The sequence below is a fragment of the Klebsiella sp. 64 genome, assembly GCF_018223915.1.
Taxonomy (GTDB): Bacteria; Pseudomonadota; Gammaproteobacteria; order Enterobacterales; family Enterobacteriaceae; genus Klebsiella; species Klebsiella pneumoniae.
This window is the reverse complement of the sequence record NZ_JAGRQZ010000034.1, coordinates 30,219-48,440: the sequence shown is the minus strand read 5'-3', so window position 1 is coordinate 48,440 and position 18,222 is coordinate 30,219. Positions and strand designations below refer to the sequence as shown.

14 protein-coding genes are annotated in these 18,222 nt (G+C 62.5%); 9 read left to right on the top strand and 5 right to left on the bottom strand.

The window, feature by feature from the left end; genetic code table 11:
- Window positions 1-96: 96 nt before the first annotated feature.
- The 3 genes from fepD to fepC are packed head-to-tail and all read left to right on the top strand — an operon-like array spanning window position 97 to window position 2,884.
- Window positions 97-1,104 carry a Fe(3+)-siderophore ABC transporter permease gene (gene fepD, locus KHQ23_RS20845; RefSeq protein WP_004176917.1) on the top strand — a complete coding sequence of 336 codons (1,008 nt, stop codon included), beginning with the start codon at window positions 97-99 and terminating at the stop codon, window positions 1,102-1,104.
- A complete protein-coding gene (fepG, locus tag KHQ23_RS20840; RefSeq protein WP_038992512.1) occupies window positions 1,101-2,093 on the top strand; it encodes an iron-enterobactin ABC transporter permease in 993 nt (330 codons plus the stop codon). The genes fepD and fepG overlap by 4 nt, the downstream gene beginning before the upstream one ends.
- Window positions 2,090-2,884 (top strand): iron-enterobactin ABC transporter ATP-binding protein, encoded by a 795-nt coding sequence (fepC, locus tag KHQ23_RS20835; protein ID WP_002893737.1) that lies wholly within the window; start codon window positions 2,090-2,092, stop codon window positions 2,882-2,884. The genes fepG and fepC overlap by 4 nt, the downstream gene beginning before the upstream one ends.
- Before the next feature lie 64 nt (window positions 2,885-2,948).
- Here fepC and entF read toward each other — a convergent pair whose 3' ends face one another.
- Genes entF through fes form a run of 3 tightly spaced genes read right to left on the bottom strand, consistent with a single transcriptional unit; the run spans window position 2,949 to window position 8,280 of the window.
- Window positions 2,949-6,830: an enterobactin non-ribosomal peptide synthetase EntF gene (entF, locus tag KHQ23_RS20830; RefSeq protein ID WP_038992511.1), complete on the bottom strand. Its 3,882-nt coding sequence runs from the start codon at window positions 6,828-6,830 to the stop codon at window positions 2,949-2,951.
- Window positions 6,831-6,840: 10 nt separating this feature from the next.
- Window positions 6,841-7,044 carry an MbtH family NRPS accessory protein gene (locus KHQ23_RS20825; RefSeq protein WP_032434175.1) on the bottom strand — a complete coding sequence of 68 codons (204 nt, stop codon included), beginning with the start codon at window positions 7,042-7,044 and terminating at the stop codon, window positions 6,841-6,843.
- A 27-nt stretch (window positions 7,045-7,071) separates the two neighbouring features.
- The gene (fes, locus tag KHQ23_RS20820; RefSeq protein ID WP_023284837.1) at window positions 7,072-8,280 is read right to left on the bottom strand and encodes an enterochelin esterase; all 1,209 of its coding nucleotides are present in this window, start codon (window positions 8,278-8,280) and stop codon (window positions 7,072-7,074) included.
- A 259-nt stretch (window positions 8,281-8,539) separates the two neighbouring features.
- Between fes and fepA the strand changes: the two genes are divergently transcribed.
- Together fepA and entD are read left to right on the top strand one after the other, a co-directional pair.
- Window positions 8,540-10,768, top strand: coding sequence for a siderophore enterobactin receptor FepA (gene fepA / locus KHQ23_RS20815; protein ID WP_004210903.1), 2,229 nt, complete (start codon window positions 8,540-8,542; stop codon window positions 10,766-10,768).
- A 66-nt stretch (window positions 10,769-10,834) separates the two neighbouring features.
- The gene (gene entD, locus KHQ23_RS20810; RefSeq protein ID WP_032434174.1) at window positions 10,835-11,458 is read left to right on the top strand and encodes an enterobactin synthase subunit EntD; all 624 of its coding nucleotides are present in this window, start codon (window positions 10,835-10,837) and stop codon (window positions 11,456-11,458) included.
- 51 nt (window positions 11,459-11,509) lie between these two features.
- Here the strand turns inward: entD and KHQ23_RS20805 are convergent, their stop codons facing one another.
- Complete coding sequence (locus KHQ23_RS20805) at window positions 11,510-12,445, bottom strand: transketolase family protein (protein WP_032434173.1); 936 nt, start codon at window positions 12,443-12,445, stop codon at window positions 11,510-11,512.
- On the bottom strand, window positions 12,438-13,268 hold the full coding sequence (locus tag KHQ23_RS20800) for a transketolase (RefSeq protein ID WP_002893603.1): 831 nt from the start codon (window positions 13,266-13,268) through the stop codon (window positions 12,438-12,440). Before KHQ23_RS20800 ends, KHQ23_RS20805 begins: the two co-directional genes overlap by 8 nt.
- Before the next feature lie 374 nt (window positions 13,269-13,642).
- Here KHQ23_RS20800 and KHQ23_RS20795 point away from each other — a divergent pair, with 374 nt between their 5' ends.
- The 4 genes from KHQ23_RS20795 to KHQ23_RS20780 all read left to right on the top strand — a co-directional run bounded on the left by KHQ23_RS20795 (window position 13,643) and on the right by KHQ23_RS20780 (window position 18,222).
- Window positions 13,643-14,593, top strand: a complete 951-nt coding sequence (locus KHQ23_RS20795) for a sugar-binding transcriptional regulator (RefSeq protein WP_002893602.1) — start codon at window positions 13,643-13,645, stop codon at window positions 14,591-14,593.
- 349 nt (window positions 14,594-14,942) lie between these two features.
- On the top strand, window positions 14,943-16,463 hold the full coding sequence (locus tag KHQ23_RS20790) for an FGGY family carbohydrate kinase (RefSeq protein ID WP_002893599.1): 1,521 nt from the start codon (window positions 14,943-14,945) through the stop codon (window positions 16,461-16,463).
- Window positions 16,464-16,622: 159 nt separating this feature from the next.
- Entirely contained in the window at window positions 16,623-17,558 is a 936-nt protein-coding gene (locus KHQ23_RS20785) for a D-ribose ABC transporter substrate-binding protein (protein WP_002893597.1), read from the top strand.
- A gap of 43 nt (window positions 17,559-17,601) precedes the next feature.
- Window positions 17,602-18,222: a DUF2291 family protein gene (locus tag KHQ23_RS20780; protein WP_002893596.1), complete on the top strand. Its 621-nt coding sequence runs from the start codon at window positions 17,602-17,604 to the stop codon at window positions 18,220-18,222.

Genomic DNA, 18,222 nt, shown 5'->3' with positions numbered 1-18,222 from the left:
TATTTTTAATACCCTTTTTACTATGGGTCATGCTACCATAGCTGAATAAAATCGATAACGATAATTACTATCATTATCATATCAGGGATGTCAGTTATGTCGTTTTCTACGACCGCGGTACGCTCTGTCGCCGTGCCCGGATTGTTGCTATTACTCGCCTTAGCCGCCGCGCTTAGCCTGACCATCGGCGCCAAATCGTTGCCGATCGGCACGGTATTCACCGCCTTCAGCGGAACCTGTCAAAGCGCTGATTGCACTATCGTGCTGGACGCGCGCCTGCCGCGCACTCTGGCCGGTCTGCTGGCCGGCGTCGCCCTCGGCCTCGCCGGCGCGCTGATGCAGACGCTCACCCGCAACCCGCTGGCCGACCCCGGCCTGCTGGGGGTCAACTCCGGCGCCAGCTTCGCCATCGTCCTCGGCGCGGCGCTGTTCGGGATCACTTCCCCGCAGGAGCAGCTGCTGCTGGCGTTCTGCGGCGCGCTCTGCGCCTCGCTGCTGGTAGCCTTTACCGGCAGCCAGGGCGGCGGTCAGCTGAGCCCGGTGCGCCTCACTCTCGCCGGGGTCGCCCTTGCGGCGGTACTCGAGGGGCTGTCCAACGGCATCGCCCTGCTCAACCCGGACGTCTACGATCAGCTACGCTTCTGGCAGGCCGGTTCGCTGGATATCCGCACCCTGCAAACGCTGAAAATTGTCCTGCTGCCGGTAGTGGTGGCGGGGATCGCCGCTCTGCTGCTGAGCCGGGCGCTTAACAGTCTGAGCCTGGGCAACGATACCGCCACCGCCCTCGGCAGCCGCGTCGCCCGCACCCAGCTGATCGGCCTGATCGTCATCACCGTCCTGTGCGGCAGCGCCACCGCCGTCGTCGGCCCCATCGCCTTTATCGGCCTGATGATGCCGCATATGGCGCGCTGGCTGGTGGGGGCCGATCATCGCTGGTCGCTGCCGGTCACCCTGCTCGCCACCCCGGCCCTGCTGCTGTTTGCCGACGTGATTGGCCGCCTGCTGGTGCCCGGCGAACTGCGGGTATCGGTGGTGAGCGCCTTTCTCGGCGCGCCGGTGCTGATCTGGCTGGTGCGCCGCCAGCCGCGGGGAGGTGGCCTGTGATTGCTCCGTCCCGCCGCCTGATAGCCAGTTGCCTGCTGCTGATGGCCGCCAGCCTGCTGATTTCTCTGCTCGAGCTGGCGCAAGGCCCGGTGCCCCTGACGATTGACCAGGTGTTCTCGGCGCTGTTCGGCGATGCGCCGCGCAACGTCGCGATGGTGGTGAACGAATGGCGGCTGCCGCGGGTGTTAATGGCGCTGCTCATTGGCGCCGCGCTCGGCGTCAGCGGCGCCATTTTCCAGTCGCTGACCCGTAACCCGCTCGGCAGCCCGGACGTGATGGGCTTTAACACCGGCGCCTGGAGCGGCGTGCTGGTGGCGATGGTCCTCTTCGGCCAGAACCTGACGGCGATCGCCCTGGCGGCGATGGCCGGCGGGGTGCTGACCTCGCTGGTGGTCTGGCTGCTGGCCTGGCGCAACGGGATCGAAACCTTCCGCCTGATCATTATCGGCATCGGCGTGCGCGCCATGCTGGTGGCATTCAACACCTGGCTGCTGCTGCGCGCCTCGCTGGAGACCGCCCTTTCTGCGGGCCTGTGGAACGCCGGATCGCTTAACGGCCTGACCTGGGGTAAAACCTGGCCGTCGGCGCCGCTGATCCTGTTGATGCTGGTGGGCAGCGCCCTGCTGGTTCGCCGGATGCGGCTGCTGGAGATGGGCGACGATACCGCCTGCGCGCTGGGGGTGCAGGTCGAGCGTTCGCGCCTGCTGCTGATGCTGGTGGCGGTGGTGCTCACCGCCGCCTCGACGGCGCTGGCCGGGCCGATCTCATTTATCGCGCTGGTGGCGCCGCATATCGCCCGCCGCCTGAGCGGCACGGCCCGCTGGGGACTGACCCAGTCGGCCCTGTGCGGCGCGCTGCTGCTGGCGCTGGCCGATTACGGCGCCCAACGGCTGTTTATGCCGTGGCAGCTGCCGGTTGGCGTGTTAACCGTCAGCCTCGGCGGTATTTACCTTATTGCATTGTTGATTCAGGAGTCCCGCAAAAAATGAGTGCTGTCCCCTCCCGTTTGCGCGGCGAGCAGTTAACCCTGGCCTACGGGAACAAGACCATCGCCGAGTCGCTGAACGTGACCATCCCTGACGGTCACTTCACCGCCATTATCGGCCCCAACGGCTGCGGCAAGTCGACGCTATTGCGCACCCTCAGTCGCCTGATGACGCCGGCCAGCGGCCACGTCTGGCTCGACGGCGCGCAGATCCAGCAGTACGCCAGTAAAGAGGTTGCCCGCCGCATCGGGCTGCTGGCGCAGAATGCCACCACCCCTGGCGATATCACGGTGCAGGAGCTGGTGGCCCGCGGGCGCTATCCGCACCAGCCGCTGTTTACCCGCTGGCGCAAAGAAGATGAAGAGGCGGTGAACAAGGCGATGCGGGCGACCGGGATCAGCGATCTGGCGCTGCAGAGCGTCGACACGCTTTCCGGCGGCCAGCGGCAGCGGGCGTGGATTGCGATGGTGCTGGCCCAGGAAACGGCGATTATGCTGCTGGATGAGCCGACCACCTGGCTGGACATCAGCCATCAGATCGACCTACTGGAACTGTTGAGCGAGCTGAATCGCGAGAAGGGCTATACCCTGGCGGCGGTGCTGCACGATCTTAACCAGGCCTGCCGCTACGCCACCCACCTGATCGCCCTGCGCGACGGCAGGATCGTCGCCGAGGGGGCGCCGAAGGAGATCGTCACCGCCGATCTGATTGAACGGATTTACGGTCTGCGCTGCACGATCATTGAAGATCCGGTGGCGCATACGCCGCTGGTGGTCCCGCTGGGCCGCCGGTAATCTCCTCTTTCCCCGGCTTGCGCTACGCTGAGCCGGGCTACCTGTTGTAGCCCGAACTCAACCGTTACCCCAGAATCTCCCTGACCACCGGACCGATGGCCTCAAAGGCCTGCGGGGAGATGATATCGACGTGGGCGCAGTTCTGGCTGAACACCTCCAGTTCCCCCACCCACGGGCCCCATACGACCTGCGGATCCATCCCCTCCTGCCGCGTCTTCTCCGCCACGAACAGCGTCGCCTTGCCGTCAAACTTCGCGCTATGCGCGGTGGTTAACAGCCGCACCGCATCGGCATAGTTGCCTTCGATGGCGCTGAACAGCTCGCCGGAGGCTTGCCCCTGCTGGGTGGCGAGGAACGCTTCGCGCTCGCGGTCGATCTCCGCCAGTACCTCGGGATCCAGCCCGTTGGCCTCTTTCTCTGCCCAGTTTTGCGTCTCCGGCGGCCAGGTATCCAGCAGGCCGAGGAAGGCCACCGCTTCGCCGCGCTGGCGCAAGCGGGCGGCAATCCCCTGGGCTAAGGTGCCGCCCAGCGAATACCCGAACAGGTAATAAGGGCCGTGCGGCTGCTGCGCCAGCAGCGTGCGCAGATGATGCTCGCACACCTCGTCGAGGCTGGCGGCGCTAGCCATCGGCCCCTGCGGGCGCGGCGACTGAATACCGGTAATCGACCAGCGCGGGCTGAGATAGCGCGCCAGCACGCTGAACTGCCAGGCGAAGCCGGAGGCGGGATGGAAGCAGAACAGCGTCGGGCCGTCGCTCTCGCGCAGCGGCAGAAGCGTATCCAGCCCCAGGCGCTGGGCCTGCTCATCGCTGAGATCGGCGGCCAGCAGCGCGCTCAGTTTGCCCACCGTCGAGGCCACCATCACCTGCCCCGGGGTCACCTGCCGCGCCAGCTGGCGGCTGAGCTGTGCCGCCAGGCGCATCGCCAGCAGCGAATGACCGCCAAGGGCGAAGAAATCGGCGTCGATATCGTTCACCTCGCAGCCCAGCAGCTGGCTGAAGGCGGCGGCGACAAGAGTTTCCATGCCGGGCTCCGGCGGCCGGCCGCTGCGCTCGCCGCCGAGGGTCGGCAGCGGCAGCGCTTTGCGGTCCAGTTTGCCGTTGGCGCTCAGCGGCAGCTCAGCGAGCTGCATCAGCACCACCGGCACCATATGCGGCGGCAGCTGTTCCGCCAGCCGCGCTTTCAGCGCCGCGGTATCCAGCGGCAGGCCGGAGTCAGAGACCAGATAGCCCACCAGCTGTCGCGCATCACCGCCGGTCGCCGCCGCCTGGTTGAAGACGCAGGCGTGACTCACCGCCTGCCCCACGTCCGGCAGGGCCAACATCACCCGATCAATCTCGCCAAGCTCGATGCGCTGCCCGCGGATCTTCAGCTGATCGTCGCTGCGGCCAAGGTACTCCACCGCGCCGTTCGTCAGCCAGCGCGCTACGTCGCCGGTGCGATACATCCGCTCGCCGGGGGCAAACGGGTCGGCGATAAAGCGGCTGGCGGTGAGATCCGGGCGCCCCAGATAGCCCTGCGCCAGCTGGATGCCGGTGAGATAAAGATCCCCCGCCACCCCCGGCGGCACCGGGCGCATCGCGGCATCGAGAATGCGCAGCCCGGTGTTCCACACCGGCCAGCCAATCGGCACGCTGCTGCCGGTCACCGCCGCCAGCTCAGATCCGCAGGCCGGGTACCAGCTGACGTCCACCGCCGCCTCCGTCGGGCCGTACAGATTATGCAGCGGCGCGCCGGTTAAGCGCTCCCACTCGCGGCACAATTCCGTCGGCAGCGCTTCGCCGCTGCAGAATACCCGCCGCAGCGTGCGGCAGGCGGCCACGCTGTCGGCATCCAGCGAGGCGACAAACGCCGCCAGCATCGACGGCACAAAGTGGGTGGTGGTCACACCGTAGCGGGCGAAGAACTGCTGCATCGCCTGCGGGTCGCGGTGCGCCTCCGGCTCGGCCATCACCAGCTGCGCGCCGGCGATAAACGGCCACCAGAACTCCCACACCGACACGTCGAAACTGCACGGCGTTTTCTGCGCCACCACGTCGTCGGCAGATAACGGATAGCGATCCTGCATCCACAGCAGGCGGTTGACGATGGCGGTCTGGCCGACCATCACCCCTTTCGGCCGCCCGGTGGAGCCGGAGGTAAAGATGATGTAGGCGGTATGGTCTGGTTTTGACAGCGCCAGCGGCGCCTCATCCCCGGCGGCCAGCGGCTGCTGGTAGCAGAGGCTTTCCAGCCCGGGGATATCGCTGAAGCGGGCCAGTTGATCCTCCGTGGCGATCAGCAGCGACGGCCGGGCGTCTTCCAGCATCATCCGCAGGCGGTCGTCCGGGTAGCCGGTGTCCAGCGGCAGCCAGGCGGCCCCCGCTTCGACAATGCCGTGCAGCGCCAGGGTCAGGAACACCGAGCGCGGCAGGGCCACCGCCACGCTGTCGCCCGGCTTCACGCCGCGCTGACGCAGCAGCTGCGCGAGCGCCACCACCTGCTGACGCATCTCGCGATAGCTGAACTGCCAGCGGGCGTCCGCCAGCGCCGGCGCATCCGGGGTCTTCCGCGCCTGGTCGGCCACCAGCGCGCTGAGGGTGGTGGCAGGCAGCGGCACAACGGTATCGTTGACCGCCGCCAGCCGGGCCAGCTCGTCGGCGGAGAGCATCTCTGCTTCGCCGCAGCGCAGCGCCGGATCGGCGGCGAACTGCGCCAGCAGCGCGGTCAGTCGCGCCATGTGGCGACGGAGCTCGGCTTCGTCGTACCGGGCCTTGTTGGCGAGGATCTCCAGCGACAGCCCGCCGGTCTCATCCGGGAACAGCGCCAGCTCGAGATCGTTGACCGGGCCGGTGGCGAGGGTGTGGGTCACTGCCTGCACACCATCGATATCCAGCTGGTAATCAAAGACTTTGACGTTCAGCACCGGGCCGAACAGCGGTTCGTCCCCTGCCGCTTTGCCGCTGTCGCGGACGATCTGCTCGGCGTCATAGCGCTGATGGCGGCGCATCTTTTTCAGCTGACCGGCGAGGCGCATCGCCAGGTCCGCCAGCGTCTCCCGGGCGTCAATATGCACCGCCAGAGGCAGGACATTGAGCACCGGCCCCGTCGAGGTCAGCGCGGCTGAACCCATCCGGCGCATAAAGATAAAGCCCGCCGCGTAGTCCATCCGGTTGCACAGGCGGCCCAGCCACAGCGTGGTGAGCGCCAGCGCCAGGTCAGCGGGCTGACACTGCGGCGCATGGCTGGCCAGGCGGCGGAAGCCCTCGGCGTTCATCTCCAGCTTCATCCGCCAGATATCGCTCCCGGCGGCGCGCCCGCCCAGCGGCGCGGCAGAGAGTGAGGCAGGCGCCGGTAACGCCTGGCGCTGGGCCTGCCAGAAAGCTTTATCCCGCTGCCAGGCCTCGCTGCCGGCGTAGCGCTGGTACTCGTCCACCACCTCGGCGAAGGGGGTGAAAGGCGACTCAGGAGTAGCTTCCCCCCGCTGCCAGGCGCGATAAATGGCGGCGATCTGCCGGGTTATCGCCGGGAAGCTGAAGCCATCCACCAGCAAGTGGTGATAACGCTGATACCAGTACCAGCAGTCGTCGCCGACGCGCAGCAGTTGATGGCACACCAGCGGGTTGCCGCCGTCGACGCGCAGATCCTGCGCCAGATCCGCCTGCATCCGCTCCGTGGCGGCGCGATGCGGATCCGGCGCCGTCCGCAGGTCAATGATCGACGGTTCGCCAAAGGTGCGGTCGGCCGCCAGCCACTGCCAGACTTCCCCCTCCTCTTCCTCAAAGCGCAGGCTGAGGGTGTCCGCCTGCTGCAGACCGGCGACAATCGCTTTTCCCAGCAGCGTCGGGTCGAGGGCGCCGCGTAGTTCAACATAGTGGGCCACGCTCCAGGCGCCTGGCAGAGTGGAGAGGCGCTCGGCCATCCAGATCCCCGGCTGCGCGGCAACCAGCGGTAAACGAGTGGTCATTGTCAGCTCCTTATGACACATGATGGGCGGGGGTCAGGGTTGACCAGTTGGCCGCCAGCCAGGCGTTGCAGGCCTCGGCCGACTGCGGGGGGCACACCACCGTCCAGCCGGCAGGCAGGTCGCAGTGCGCCGGCCACAGGCTGTACTGCTGTTGATCATTGCGCAGAATGTAAAACTGCCCTTGCGGATTGTCGAAGGGGTTACTGAATTGCATATCAAACTCCTGTCGTAAAACGCGATGCTAAGGGTGCGACAGCAGAGGCTGCCAGAGCTGGATAAGCCCTGCCGTCAGCCCGCCGCGCCAGCAAAGCGCATCATGCCCGCCGTCAACCTGACGCCAGAAAATCGTCTGCTGTGTTGTGGTGAGTTGCGCCAGTAGCACCTGGTTCGCGCGAAAAATGATCGGTTCGCGTTGGCCCGCTTCCAGCCAGACGCGCAGCCCGGCCGCGGACACCTCACCCTGGCGAAGCTGTTCGCCGATAAAGCCCGTCCCGCGGCCATCACGGTGCGGCCACCAGTAGGAGCCTGACTGGCTGAGCACGCAGCCAAAGCGCTGCGGCCAGTTGAGAGCGGCGAACATCGCCGCCAGACCGCCGAAGCTTTGCCCGGCCACCACCGTCCGATCCGGGCGGTCGCTGAACGGGGCATAGCCGTGGACCAGCGGCAGGAGCTCCTCCTGCACCGCCAGCCAGAAATCGCGGTGACAGGGCAGCTCAACCCCGCGGCGCTGGTTGTCGATCGCGTCGATCAGCAGGTAGACCGCCGGCGGCAGTCTCCCCTCGCGGGTCAGGGCGGCCAGCGGCGACCACACCGGCATGCTCTCGGCCCAGAATTGGCCGTCGAGCAGGATCGCCAGCGGCCGCGTTTGCGGGTCGACAGCCTCGCCGGTGGTGTAGATCCAGACCCGGCGATGGTTGCCCAGACGCGCGCTGCGCCACTCAAGGCAACGGGCGGCAGGATGTGCCTCATTAAGCGGGTCCCAGCCAGGCTGCGCGGGGGCCTGCGGCATCTCCAGGGCGGACACGCCATGGCCGCGTCCGCCCCGCCAGCTGTGCGGGTTCAGCGGATCGGCTATCGCCCGCGGCAGCAGTTTGCGCCAGCCTTCGCGTAGCAGCGCGCGGTCGGGCGCATCAGCGCTGAACACCTCAGGGGAAAAATCATCGTCACGGTCGGAGGGAATAAAACAGTAGCTGCCGCGCCAGGTCGGCGACAGTGTAGTGCGCCAGAACCAGGCGTCGGTCCCGGGGAGACGTTGCAGCGATTGCGGTCGCGCATTCTGATGGTGGTCGGTCACGCCGGTGATATAGAGCCATACCCGACGATGGGGAGAGCGGGTTTCATCCCCCGCCGGGTCCCGCCACCAGAACGTTACCTCGATGGCGTCATCCACTGCGCGGCACTGCGGCCCCCGCAGGGTTTGCCACCACTCCTCGCTTCCTGTCCTTAACATTCTGTCATTAACCCTATGTATAGCGTGACTTTTTTAATTAATTGTCATTATTTATTGATAATATTATTGATAACTATTTGCATTTGCAATAGCGTATTAGCGCGCCGTGGGAAGCGCGTCTTTCATCAGAACATGTCAAATCGGGCTTATTCAGCCAGCGACGGAGTGCCTTTGCCCGCTTTTGGCAACATTTATGCCGCCTCCCCTCCCGGTGGGAAGGGGCGTTTGGGGAACGTGGCGACAAAAAGCAGGAATAACAATGAATAACAGGATCAAATCCCTGGCCTTGCTGGTCAATCTGGGAATTTACGGGGTTGCTTTTCCGTTAAGCGCAGCGGAAACCGCCACCGACGATAAAAACAGCGCCGCTGAAGAGACCATGGTGGTCACCGCCGCCGAGCAGAACCTGCAGGCGCCGGGCGTCTCCACCATCACCGCCGATGAGATCCGCAAACGCCCCCCGGCGCGCGACGTCTCGGAGATCATTCGCACCATGCCGGGAGTCAACCTGACCGGCAACTCCACCAGCGGCCAGCGCGGCAACAACCGCCAGATTGATATCCGCGGCATGGGCCCGGAAAATACCCTGATCCTGATCGACGGCAAGCCGGTCACCAGCCGCAACTCCGTGCGCCTTGGCTGGCGCGGCGAGCGCGACACCCGCGGCGATACCAGCTGGGTGCCGCCGGAGATAATCGAACGTATCGAAGTGATTCGCGGCCCGGCCGCCGCCCGCTACGGCAACGGCGCCGCCGGCGGCGTGGTGAATATCATCACCAAAAAAACCGGCGATGAGTGGCACGGCTCATGGAACACCTATATGAACGCCCCGGAGCACAAGGATGAAGGCTCCACCAAACGCACTAACTTCAGCCTCAGCGGCCCGCTGGGCGGCGATTTTAGCTTCCGCCTGTTCGGTAACCTCGACAAAACGCAGGCCGACGCCTGGGATATCAACCAGGGCCATCAGTCCGAGCGTACCGGGATCTATGCCGATACTCTGCCGGCCGGGCGCGAAGGGGTGAAAAACAAAAACATCGATGGTCTGGTGCGCTGGGAATTCGCTCCGATGCAGTCGCTGGAGTTTGAGGCCGGCTACAGCCGCCAGGGCAACCTCTACGCCGGCGACACCCAGAACACCAACTCCAACGACCTGGTAAAAGAGAACTACGGCAAAGAGACCAACCGTCTGTATCGCAACACCTACTCGGTTACCTGGAACGGCGCCTGGGACAACGGGGTGACCACCAGCAACTGGGCGCAGTACGAACGCACCCGCAACTCGCGCAAAGGCGAAGGCCTGGCCGGCGGCACCGAGGGGATCTTTAACAGCAACCAGTTCACGGATATCGATCTGGCGGATGTGATGCTGCACAGCGAAGTCAGCATTCCCTTCGACTATCTGGTTAATCAGAACCTGACGCTGGGCAGCGAGTGGAATCAACAGCGGATGAAGGATAACGCGTCCAACACCCAGGCGCTGTCGGGAGGCGAAATTCCGGGCTACGACAGCACCGGCCGCAGCCCGTACTCGCAGGCGGAAATCTTCTCGCTGTTCGCCGAGAACAACATGGAGCTGACCGACACCACCATGCTGACTCCGGCGCTGCGTTTCGATCATCACAGCATTGTCGGCAATAACTGGAGCCCGTCCCTCAACCTGTCGCAGGGCCTGTGGGATGACTTCACGCTGAAGATGGGCATCGCCCGCGCCTATAAAGCGCCGAGCCTGTATCAGACCAACCCGAACTACATTCTCTACAGTAAAGGCCAGGGCTGCTACGCCAGTAAAGACGGCTGCTATCTGCAGGGTAATGACGACTTAAAAGCCGAGACCAGCATCAACAAAGAGATTGGCCTCGAGTTTAAACGCGACGGCTGGCTGGCGGGCGTCACCTGGTTCCGCAACGACTACCGCAACAAGATTGAAGCGGGCTATGCCCCGGTCTATCAAAACAATAAAGGTACCGATCTCTACCAGTGGGAAAACGTGCCGAAAGCGGTGGTGGAAGGTCTGGAGGGGACGTTGAACGTTCCGGTGAGCGAGACCGTCAACTGGACCAACAACATCACCTATATGCTGCAGAGTAAGAACAAAGAGACCGGCGATCGTCTGTCGATTATCCCGGAATACACGCTGAACTCCACCCTGAGCTGGCAGGTTCGCGATGACGTTTCGCTGCAGTCGACCTTCACCTGGTACGGCAAGCAGGAGCCGAAGAAGTACAACTACAAGGGTCAACCGGTCACCGGCAGCGAGAAGAACGAGGTTAGCCCCTACAGCATCCTCGGCCTGAGCGCGACCTGGGACGTCACCAAATACGTCAGTCTGACCGGCGGCGTGGATAACGTCTTCGATAAGCGCCACTGGCGCGCGGGCAACGCCCAGACCACCGGGGGCGCCACCGGCACGATGTACGGCGCCGGCGCCGAGACCTACAATGAATCGGGCCGCACCTGGTACCTGAGCGTCAACACCCACTTCTGATAGCGGGTTCTCCCTCCCCCGCCCTTGCTGGACAAAGGGCGGGGGCAACCGCGGTAACCTTACCCTATGCGCCACCATCGCACCGCTTTGCCTCTGGCAGGCTATACCATCCAGCAGATCGACTTCGACCCGGCGACTTTCCAGCCTGAAGATCTGTTCTGGCTGCCCTATCACGCCAGCCTGACCGGGTGGGGCCGCAAGCGGCAGGCGGAGCACCTGGCCGGACGCATCGCCGCGGCATACGCCCTGCGCGAGGTGGGGGAGAAACGGCTTCCCGCCATCGGCGATCGGCGCCAGCCGCTGTGGCCCACGCCCTGGTTCGGCAGCATAAGTCATTGCGGCCAGCGCGCGCTGGCGGTGATCGCCGATCGGCCGGTGGGCGTCGATATCGAGCGCCGGTTTACCCCACAGCTGGCCGCGGAGCTGGAGAGCAGCATGATCAGCCCGGCGGAAAAAACGGCGCTGCTGCGCAGCGGCCTGCCCTACCCGCTGGCGCTGACACTGGCGTTTTCGGCAAAAGAGAGTGGGTTTAAGGCCTGCCATCCCGACGTACAGGCGGGCGTCGGTTTTAACGATTTTACGCTGGCTGCAATAAAGGAAGGAAATCTGCGTCTTCGGCTCTCCACCGTGGAGTATCGGCTGCAATGGATTCAGGCAGGGGAATACATCATCACGCTCTGCGCGCCGTAAAAAAACCCGCGCGGCATCCCGCACGGGTTATCGGTTTTAGACGGCGAAAAATCAGCGCATTTTCTGCGCCAGCTCCGCGACGGAAGCGGCATCGAAACCGTGGTGTTTACGCAGCCAGCCGCGATCTGCCGCCGCCGCATACTCACCATCCGGGATCCCCAGACGTTTGAGCGGGATACCCCCCCCAGCCTCAGCCAATACTTCCGCCACCAGGCTGCCCAGCCCGCCGTTGACGTTATGCTCTTCGACGGTGATCACCGAGCCGCACGGCCGGAGCGCCGCCAGCAGCGCCGCGGTATCGCAGGGTCGGATCGACGGCACGCTGACCACTTTCGCCTGGATACCGAGGTCGGCAAGCTGCTGCGCCGCCTCCACCACCTCATGCACCGTCGAACCGGTGGCCACCAGCGCGACGTCCTCGCCTTCGCGCAGGGTCAACACGGCGCCGGGAACAAAGCGATACGACTCGTCAAGCAGCTCCGGCAGCGCCTTGCCATCGAGACGAATATAGACCGGGCCCTGATAAGCAAGAGCATAGTCGATGATCTGCCGACATTCGCGCGGCGTGGAGGGGGCGAAGATCTGGATATTGCCAAAGCCGCGCATCACCGCCAGATCGTCAATGGCATGGTGGGTGCTGGCCAGCGGGCCGTAGCTGGCTCCGGCGTTAAGGCCGAACAGCTTGACGTTGGTGTTGTTGTAACAGACATCCACTTTGATTTGCTCATTGGCCCGCGAGATAAGAAACGGCGCGGCGTTACAGGTCACAGCCACTTTTCCGCCCAGCGCCAGACCGGCGGCGGTGCCGACCATGCTCTGCTCGGCGATGCCGACGTTCACCAGCCGGCCGGGGAACTGTTTAATAAACGGCGCGATTTTGGCCGTTGACGTGGAGTCGGCTACCACCGGCACCAGATCGACGCCGCGCTCCACGGCGGCGATAAAGGCTTCGACCATGACGTTAGCCAGGTGTTCTGCATTACTCATCTTTCAGTTCCTCCAGTGCCAGTGCAATTTCTTCGCCTTTCGGCACCCGGTGGTGCCACTCCGGGCGCCCCTGGATAAAGGAAATACCGGCACCTTTCGTGGTGTTGGCAATAATAACGTTGGGTTTACCTTCCTGCTTCAACCCCTCGATGACCGAGACCACCGAGGCCATGTCGTTACCCTGGCATTCGCTGACTTCCATACCGAAGGCGCGCCATTTATCGGCCAGCGGATCGGTATTCATGATTTCGCGCGTCGGCCCGGCCAGCTGGAGGTTGTTCTTATCATTAATAATGACCAGATTATCCAGGCCGTAATGTGCAGCCGCCAGGGCGGCTTCCCAGTTACTGCCTTCCGCCAGTTCGCCGTCGCCGGTGATCAAAAAAATGCGGCGGGTGCTGTTGCTTTTCTTCGCGGCCAGCGCCAGCCCCACCGCAACAGGCAAACCGTGGCCCAGCGCGCCGGTGTTGAGCTCGATACCCGGCGTTTTTTGCCGCACCGGGTGGCCGGGGAGATGGGAATTGGCATGCTGGTAGGTCTCCAGCCACTCGACCGGGAAGAAGCCGGCTTCCGCCAGGACGCAGTAGTAGCAGCCCACGGCGTGGCCTTTCGACTGGATGTAGATATCGCGCTGCGGGTCGTCGAGCCGGTCCGGCGCGACGTTAAGGACGCGGAAATAGAGCGCGGTTAACAGTTCGACCTGCGAAAGGTCAGCCCCGGTGTGGCCGCCGGCCGGACTGTTGGCGTTTAAGCGCACAATATGGCGCCGCACCGCGCGGGCTTTACGCTCCAGCGTCTGAATATCATATCTGTAGGGATTCATTTCACACCTCTGAATTTATTTTCAGCATGGAATATTTATTCCAGCAAGGACTAAAAAAACCAGATATCCCTATGCCGGGTGGTAAGCCTTCTGCCACAGCGCCCTACTCAGGAACATTCTGCCTCCCGCTCCAGGCGAAGCCCGGATAAACACATTGACTCGAAATCGCCTTGAATATATATTCAATAATGATTCTTTATTCGATTATGGCCTGGCTGTTTTGTTTTTGTCCATAGTCGATTTTGAGGATTGGCAAAAGTTAGACGCCTGTCACACTTAAGTCTGATTTTTTTTCGCGTATGATAAAAGTCACTACGATAATGGCTGCAGCTAACCGCCTGAAGAAAGGCGATAAATGATTTTCGAGGATTAATATGGCTAAGCAGGATGAACAACGGCTATTGGTTAAGATTGCCACGCTTTACTATCTGGAAGGACGAAAGCAGTCTGATATCGCCCAACTTCTCTCGCTGTCTCAGTCATTTGTCTCCCGCGCCATTACCCGCTGCCAGAAAGAAGGCGTCGTCAAGATCAGCGTCGTTCAGCCGTCCAACATCTTTCTGAAGCTCGAAAAAGGGCTTGAGGATCGCTACGGCCTTAAGCAGGCGGTGGTGGTGGATACCGAGGAAGAGGCCAGCGATCATACCATCAAGCGGGCGATTGGCTCCGCCGCCGCCCACTATCTGGAAACCCGGCTGCGGCCAAAAGATCTGATTGGCGTCTCCTCGTGGAGCTCAACCATTCGCGCGATGGTCGATGAAGTTCATGCGCAAAACCTGAAAGCCAGCGGCGTGATCCAACTGCTCGGCGGCGTCGGGCCAAACGGTAACGTGCAGGCGACGATTCTTACCCAGACCCTCGCCCAGCGCCTGAATTGCGACGCCTGGCTGCTGCCGTCACAGAGCATCGAAGGATCCATGGAGGAGCGCAACCGGCTGCTGGCCAGCAAAGACGTCGCTGACGTGGTGTCGCGCTTTGATGAAGTGGATATCGCCATCGTCGGCATCGGCATTCTCGAACCCTCTCAACTGCTGAAAACCTCCGGTAACTACTATCACGAAGATATGCTGCAGGTGCTGGCGGCGCGCGGCGCGGTGGGTGATATCTGCCTGCACTACTACGACAAAAACGGCCATCCGGTGTTACGCGATGATGAAGATCCGGTGATCGGTATGGCGCTGGAGAAGGTCAAAAAATGCCCGAACGTGGTCGCGCTGGCCGGCGGTACCGACAAAGTCGCGGCCATCAAAGGCGCCCTCACCGGCGGCTACATTGATGTTTTAATCACCGATTACCCTACCGCTCGCATGCTGGTTAGCGACTAACCTGCCGCGCTGCTTTTCCTCTCTGCCGCCCTGACGTGCTTTTTTAGCTTCAGGGCTGGCTCTGTTAATACATTTAAATTCAATCAGTTAATCAACCACTCCAGCCGCCTATCGCCGCTTTCGCCGATCGGCGAAATGTGATTGCCAGCACAATTGATGATTTTTCCGGTAGCCCGTCACCGGGTTTGTGGCTTAAGGTATCAAATAAATAATCACTATCGAATATATATTCAGTGATTAAAAAGATGATAATGAAATGTCACAACATGGCCTGCACAGACGCAGGAGACGGTGGGAGATATTCCTCGTCTTCGCGGTTCCAGGACACCGAGTGACCGAGGAGAGCACGATGCAGGCGACAGCAAAAGAGTTCATCATTGCCCTGGATGAAGGCACCACCAACGCCAAAGCGGTGGTGCTGGATAGCCGGGGCAAAGTTATCGTCAAATTCTCGCAGCCGCTGGCGATCCAAACGCCGCGCGACGGCTGGGTGGAGCAATCGGGCGAAGCGCTGGTTACCGCCTCACTGACGGTGATCGCCAGCGCGGTGGCCCACGTTGGCGCGGAAAACGTCGCCGCGCTGGCTATCAGCAACCAGCGGGAAACCGCCATTGGCTGGTATCGCGACAGCGGCGAACCGATTAACGCGGCCATTACCTGGCAATGCACCCGCAGCGCCGCGTTCTGCGACACGCTGCGTCACGATCGTCAGGAACAGCACATTAAGCGTGCCACCGGCCTGCCAATCGCCCCGCTGTTCTCGGCCTCCAAAATGCGCTGGCTGCTGGATGCGACTGTCGATGGCCACCTGCGCGCCGAACGCGGTGAGATTTGCCTCGGCACCATCGACAGCTGGCTGCTGTGGAATCTGACTGCTGGAGAAGCCTTCTGCTGCGACTACTCCAATGCCTCCCGCACCCAGCTGCTGAACCTGCACCGCGGCGAGTGGGACGACGAGATGCTGGCGCTGTTCGGCATTCCGCGCGCGGCGTTGCCGGAAATTAAACCGTCGAGCGGCCTCTTCGGCCATACCAAAGGACTGGCCGCCATTCCGGACGGTATTCCGATCATGTCGATGATCGGCGACTCCCACGCCGCGCTGTTCGGCCACGCGCTCGGCGAGGCAGGCTGCGTCAAAGCCACCTACGGCACCGGCTCTTCGGTCATGGCCCCGGTCAAATCGGCGCAGTGCGATATCGACGCGCTGGCGACCACCGTCGCCTGGCACGATGGCGACCAGCTGGTGTGGGGCCTGGAAGGGAATATTCCCCACACCGGCGATGCTGTCGCCTGGATGGCGGACAGCACCGGACTGAGCGAACTCTCTGCCGCCGAGCTGGCCCATGAGCTGAATACCCTCCCCGCCTCCGTCGACTCAACCCTCGGGGTCTACTTCGTGCCGGCGCTGACCGGTCTTGGCGCGCCCTGGTGGGATGACAGCGCCCGCGGCGTGATTTGCGGCCTGAGTCGCGGGGTGAAACGCGCGCATCTGATCCGTGCGGCGCTGGAGTCCATCACCTATCAGATAGCCGACGTGGTGGTGGCGATGCGTCAGCATGAGGAGTTCACCCTGACGGCGTTGATGGTGGACGGCGGGCCGACCAACAATGACTGGCTGATGCAATACCAGGCCGATCTGCTCGGCTGCCCGGTGATGCGCAGCGACGTGCCGGAGCTGTCCGCCATCGGCGCGGCGTTGCTGGCACGCAAAGCGCTCCATCCGGGATCGACCGCCGATCTGCAGGCCTTCTTAACCGAACATAGCACCTTTCAGCCCGACATGGCCCGCCACCAGCGCTTACAAACGCGCTGGCAGGAGTGGCGCCATGCGGTCGACCGAACATTATGGAAACCGGACTCGCCAGCCTGACCGCCAGACTGCGCGACGACACGCATTCACTTATCACAGGAGAAACCCGGCCCATAACGATATCGCTATCCCCGAATACATTAGGGGAAATTTCAGACCGTAAAAGCCTGCCCGCTCAGGGGCTCATTTGTTCGAATATAAAAATACAGGAACAGAGTCATGAAATTACGTATAACCCTTTTAACCGCTGCGACCCTGACCGCCTTCTCCTTTGCCGCGCACGCCGCGGAGAAAGGCACCATTATGATCATGGTCAACTCGCTGGATAACCCGTATTACGCCTCGGAAGCCAAAGGCGCCAGCGAAAAAGCGCAAGCTCTCGGCTACAAAACCACCGTGCTGTCCCATGGCGAAGATGTCAAAAAGCAGAATGAGCTTATCGACACCGCGATTGGTAAAAAAGTGCAGGGCATTATTCTCGATAACGCTGACTCCACCGCCAGCGTCGCCGCCGTTGAAAAAGCCAAAAAAGCGGGCATTCCGGTGGTCTTAATTAACCGCGAAATTCCGGTTGATGATGTGGCGCTGGAACAAATTACCCACAATAACTTCCAGGCCGGCTCTGAGGTCGCCAACGTCTTCGTCGAGAAAATGGCGGAGAAAGGCAAATACGCCGAGCTGACCTGCAACCTTGCCGATAATAACTGCGTCACCCGTTCTAAATCTTTCCATCAGGTCATTGACCAGTATCCGGATATGGTCAGCGTGGCGAAACAGGATGCCAAAGGCACCCTGATCGACGGCAAACGCATCATGGACAGCATCCTGCAGGCGCACCCCGACGTGAAAGGCGTCATCTGTGGCAACGGGCCGGTAGCCCTTGGCGCGATTGCGGCGCTGAAAGCGGCCAACCGTAGCGATGTGATCGTCGTCGGCATCGACGGCAGCAACGATGAGCGCGACGCCGTGAAAGCCGGCACCCTGCAGGCAACCGTGATGCTGCAGGCGCAGGCCATCGCCGCTCAGGGCGTCACCGATCTGGATAACTACCTGCAAAAAGGCGAGAAGCCGGCGAAGCAGCGCGTGATGTTCCGCGGCATTCTGATTACTCAGGATAACGCCGATAAAGTCCAGGATTTCAACATTAAGTCCTGAGTTCGGGTGGTTGCGCCCCTGCGGGGGCGCAGAGGAGAGCATTATGTTTAAGAAAACCTGTCTGACGCTGGCCGTACTGGCGCTAGGGGGCTGTCGCATCGTCTCGCAGCAGGAGCTGGCAGACCTGAAATCCCCGCCCAACCCGCATATGGCGAATATGGATAAAACCTGGCAGCAGAGCATCGTACCGCAGGTGGTGACGAAAGCGCGTCCGGCGGCGGAACTGATGAGCGCGCTCAAGGCGGCAAAAGACATTGATAGCGCCTGTAAAACCCTCGGCTACCGTGCGCAGGATGAAAACCCCTGCATCTTCTACGTCAAGGTTTCAGGTACCGTCAGCAAACTCGATACCGCCTCGCGCAGCGGCAAAATGACCTTGACCGACGCCAGCGTCGGGAAGGTGACGGTGCAGATTGGCCCTACCCTGCGCGGCACCCAGCTGCGCGACGGCTACAGCGGCGCCAGCTATCAGGACTTTAATGACCAGGTGCTGTTCGGCGAGTACAGCAAGAATATCAACAGTCAGGCGGTCAAAATGATTCAGACAGCCAACGTCAAAACCGGCGACAGCGTGGAGGTGTACGGCGTCTTCTCGGCCTGGGATATTCCACAAACTCTCCCGGAAATTACCCCGGCGAAAATCATTCATGCAGGGGGACAATAA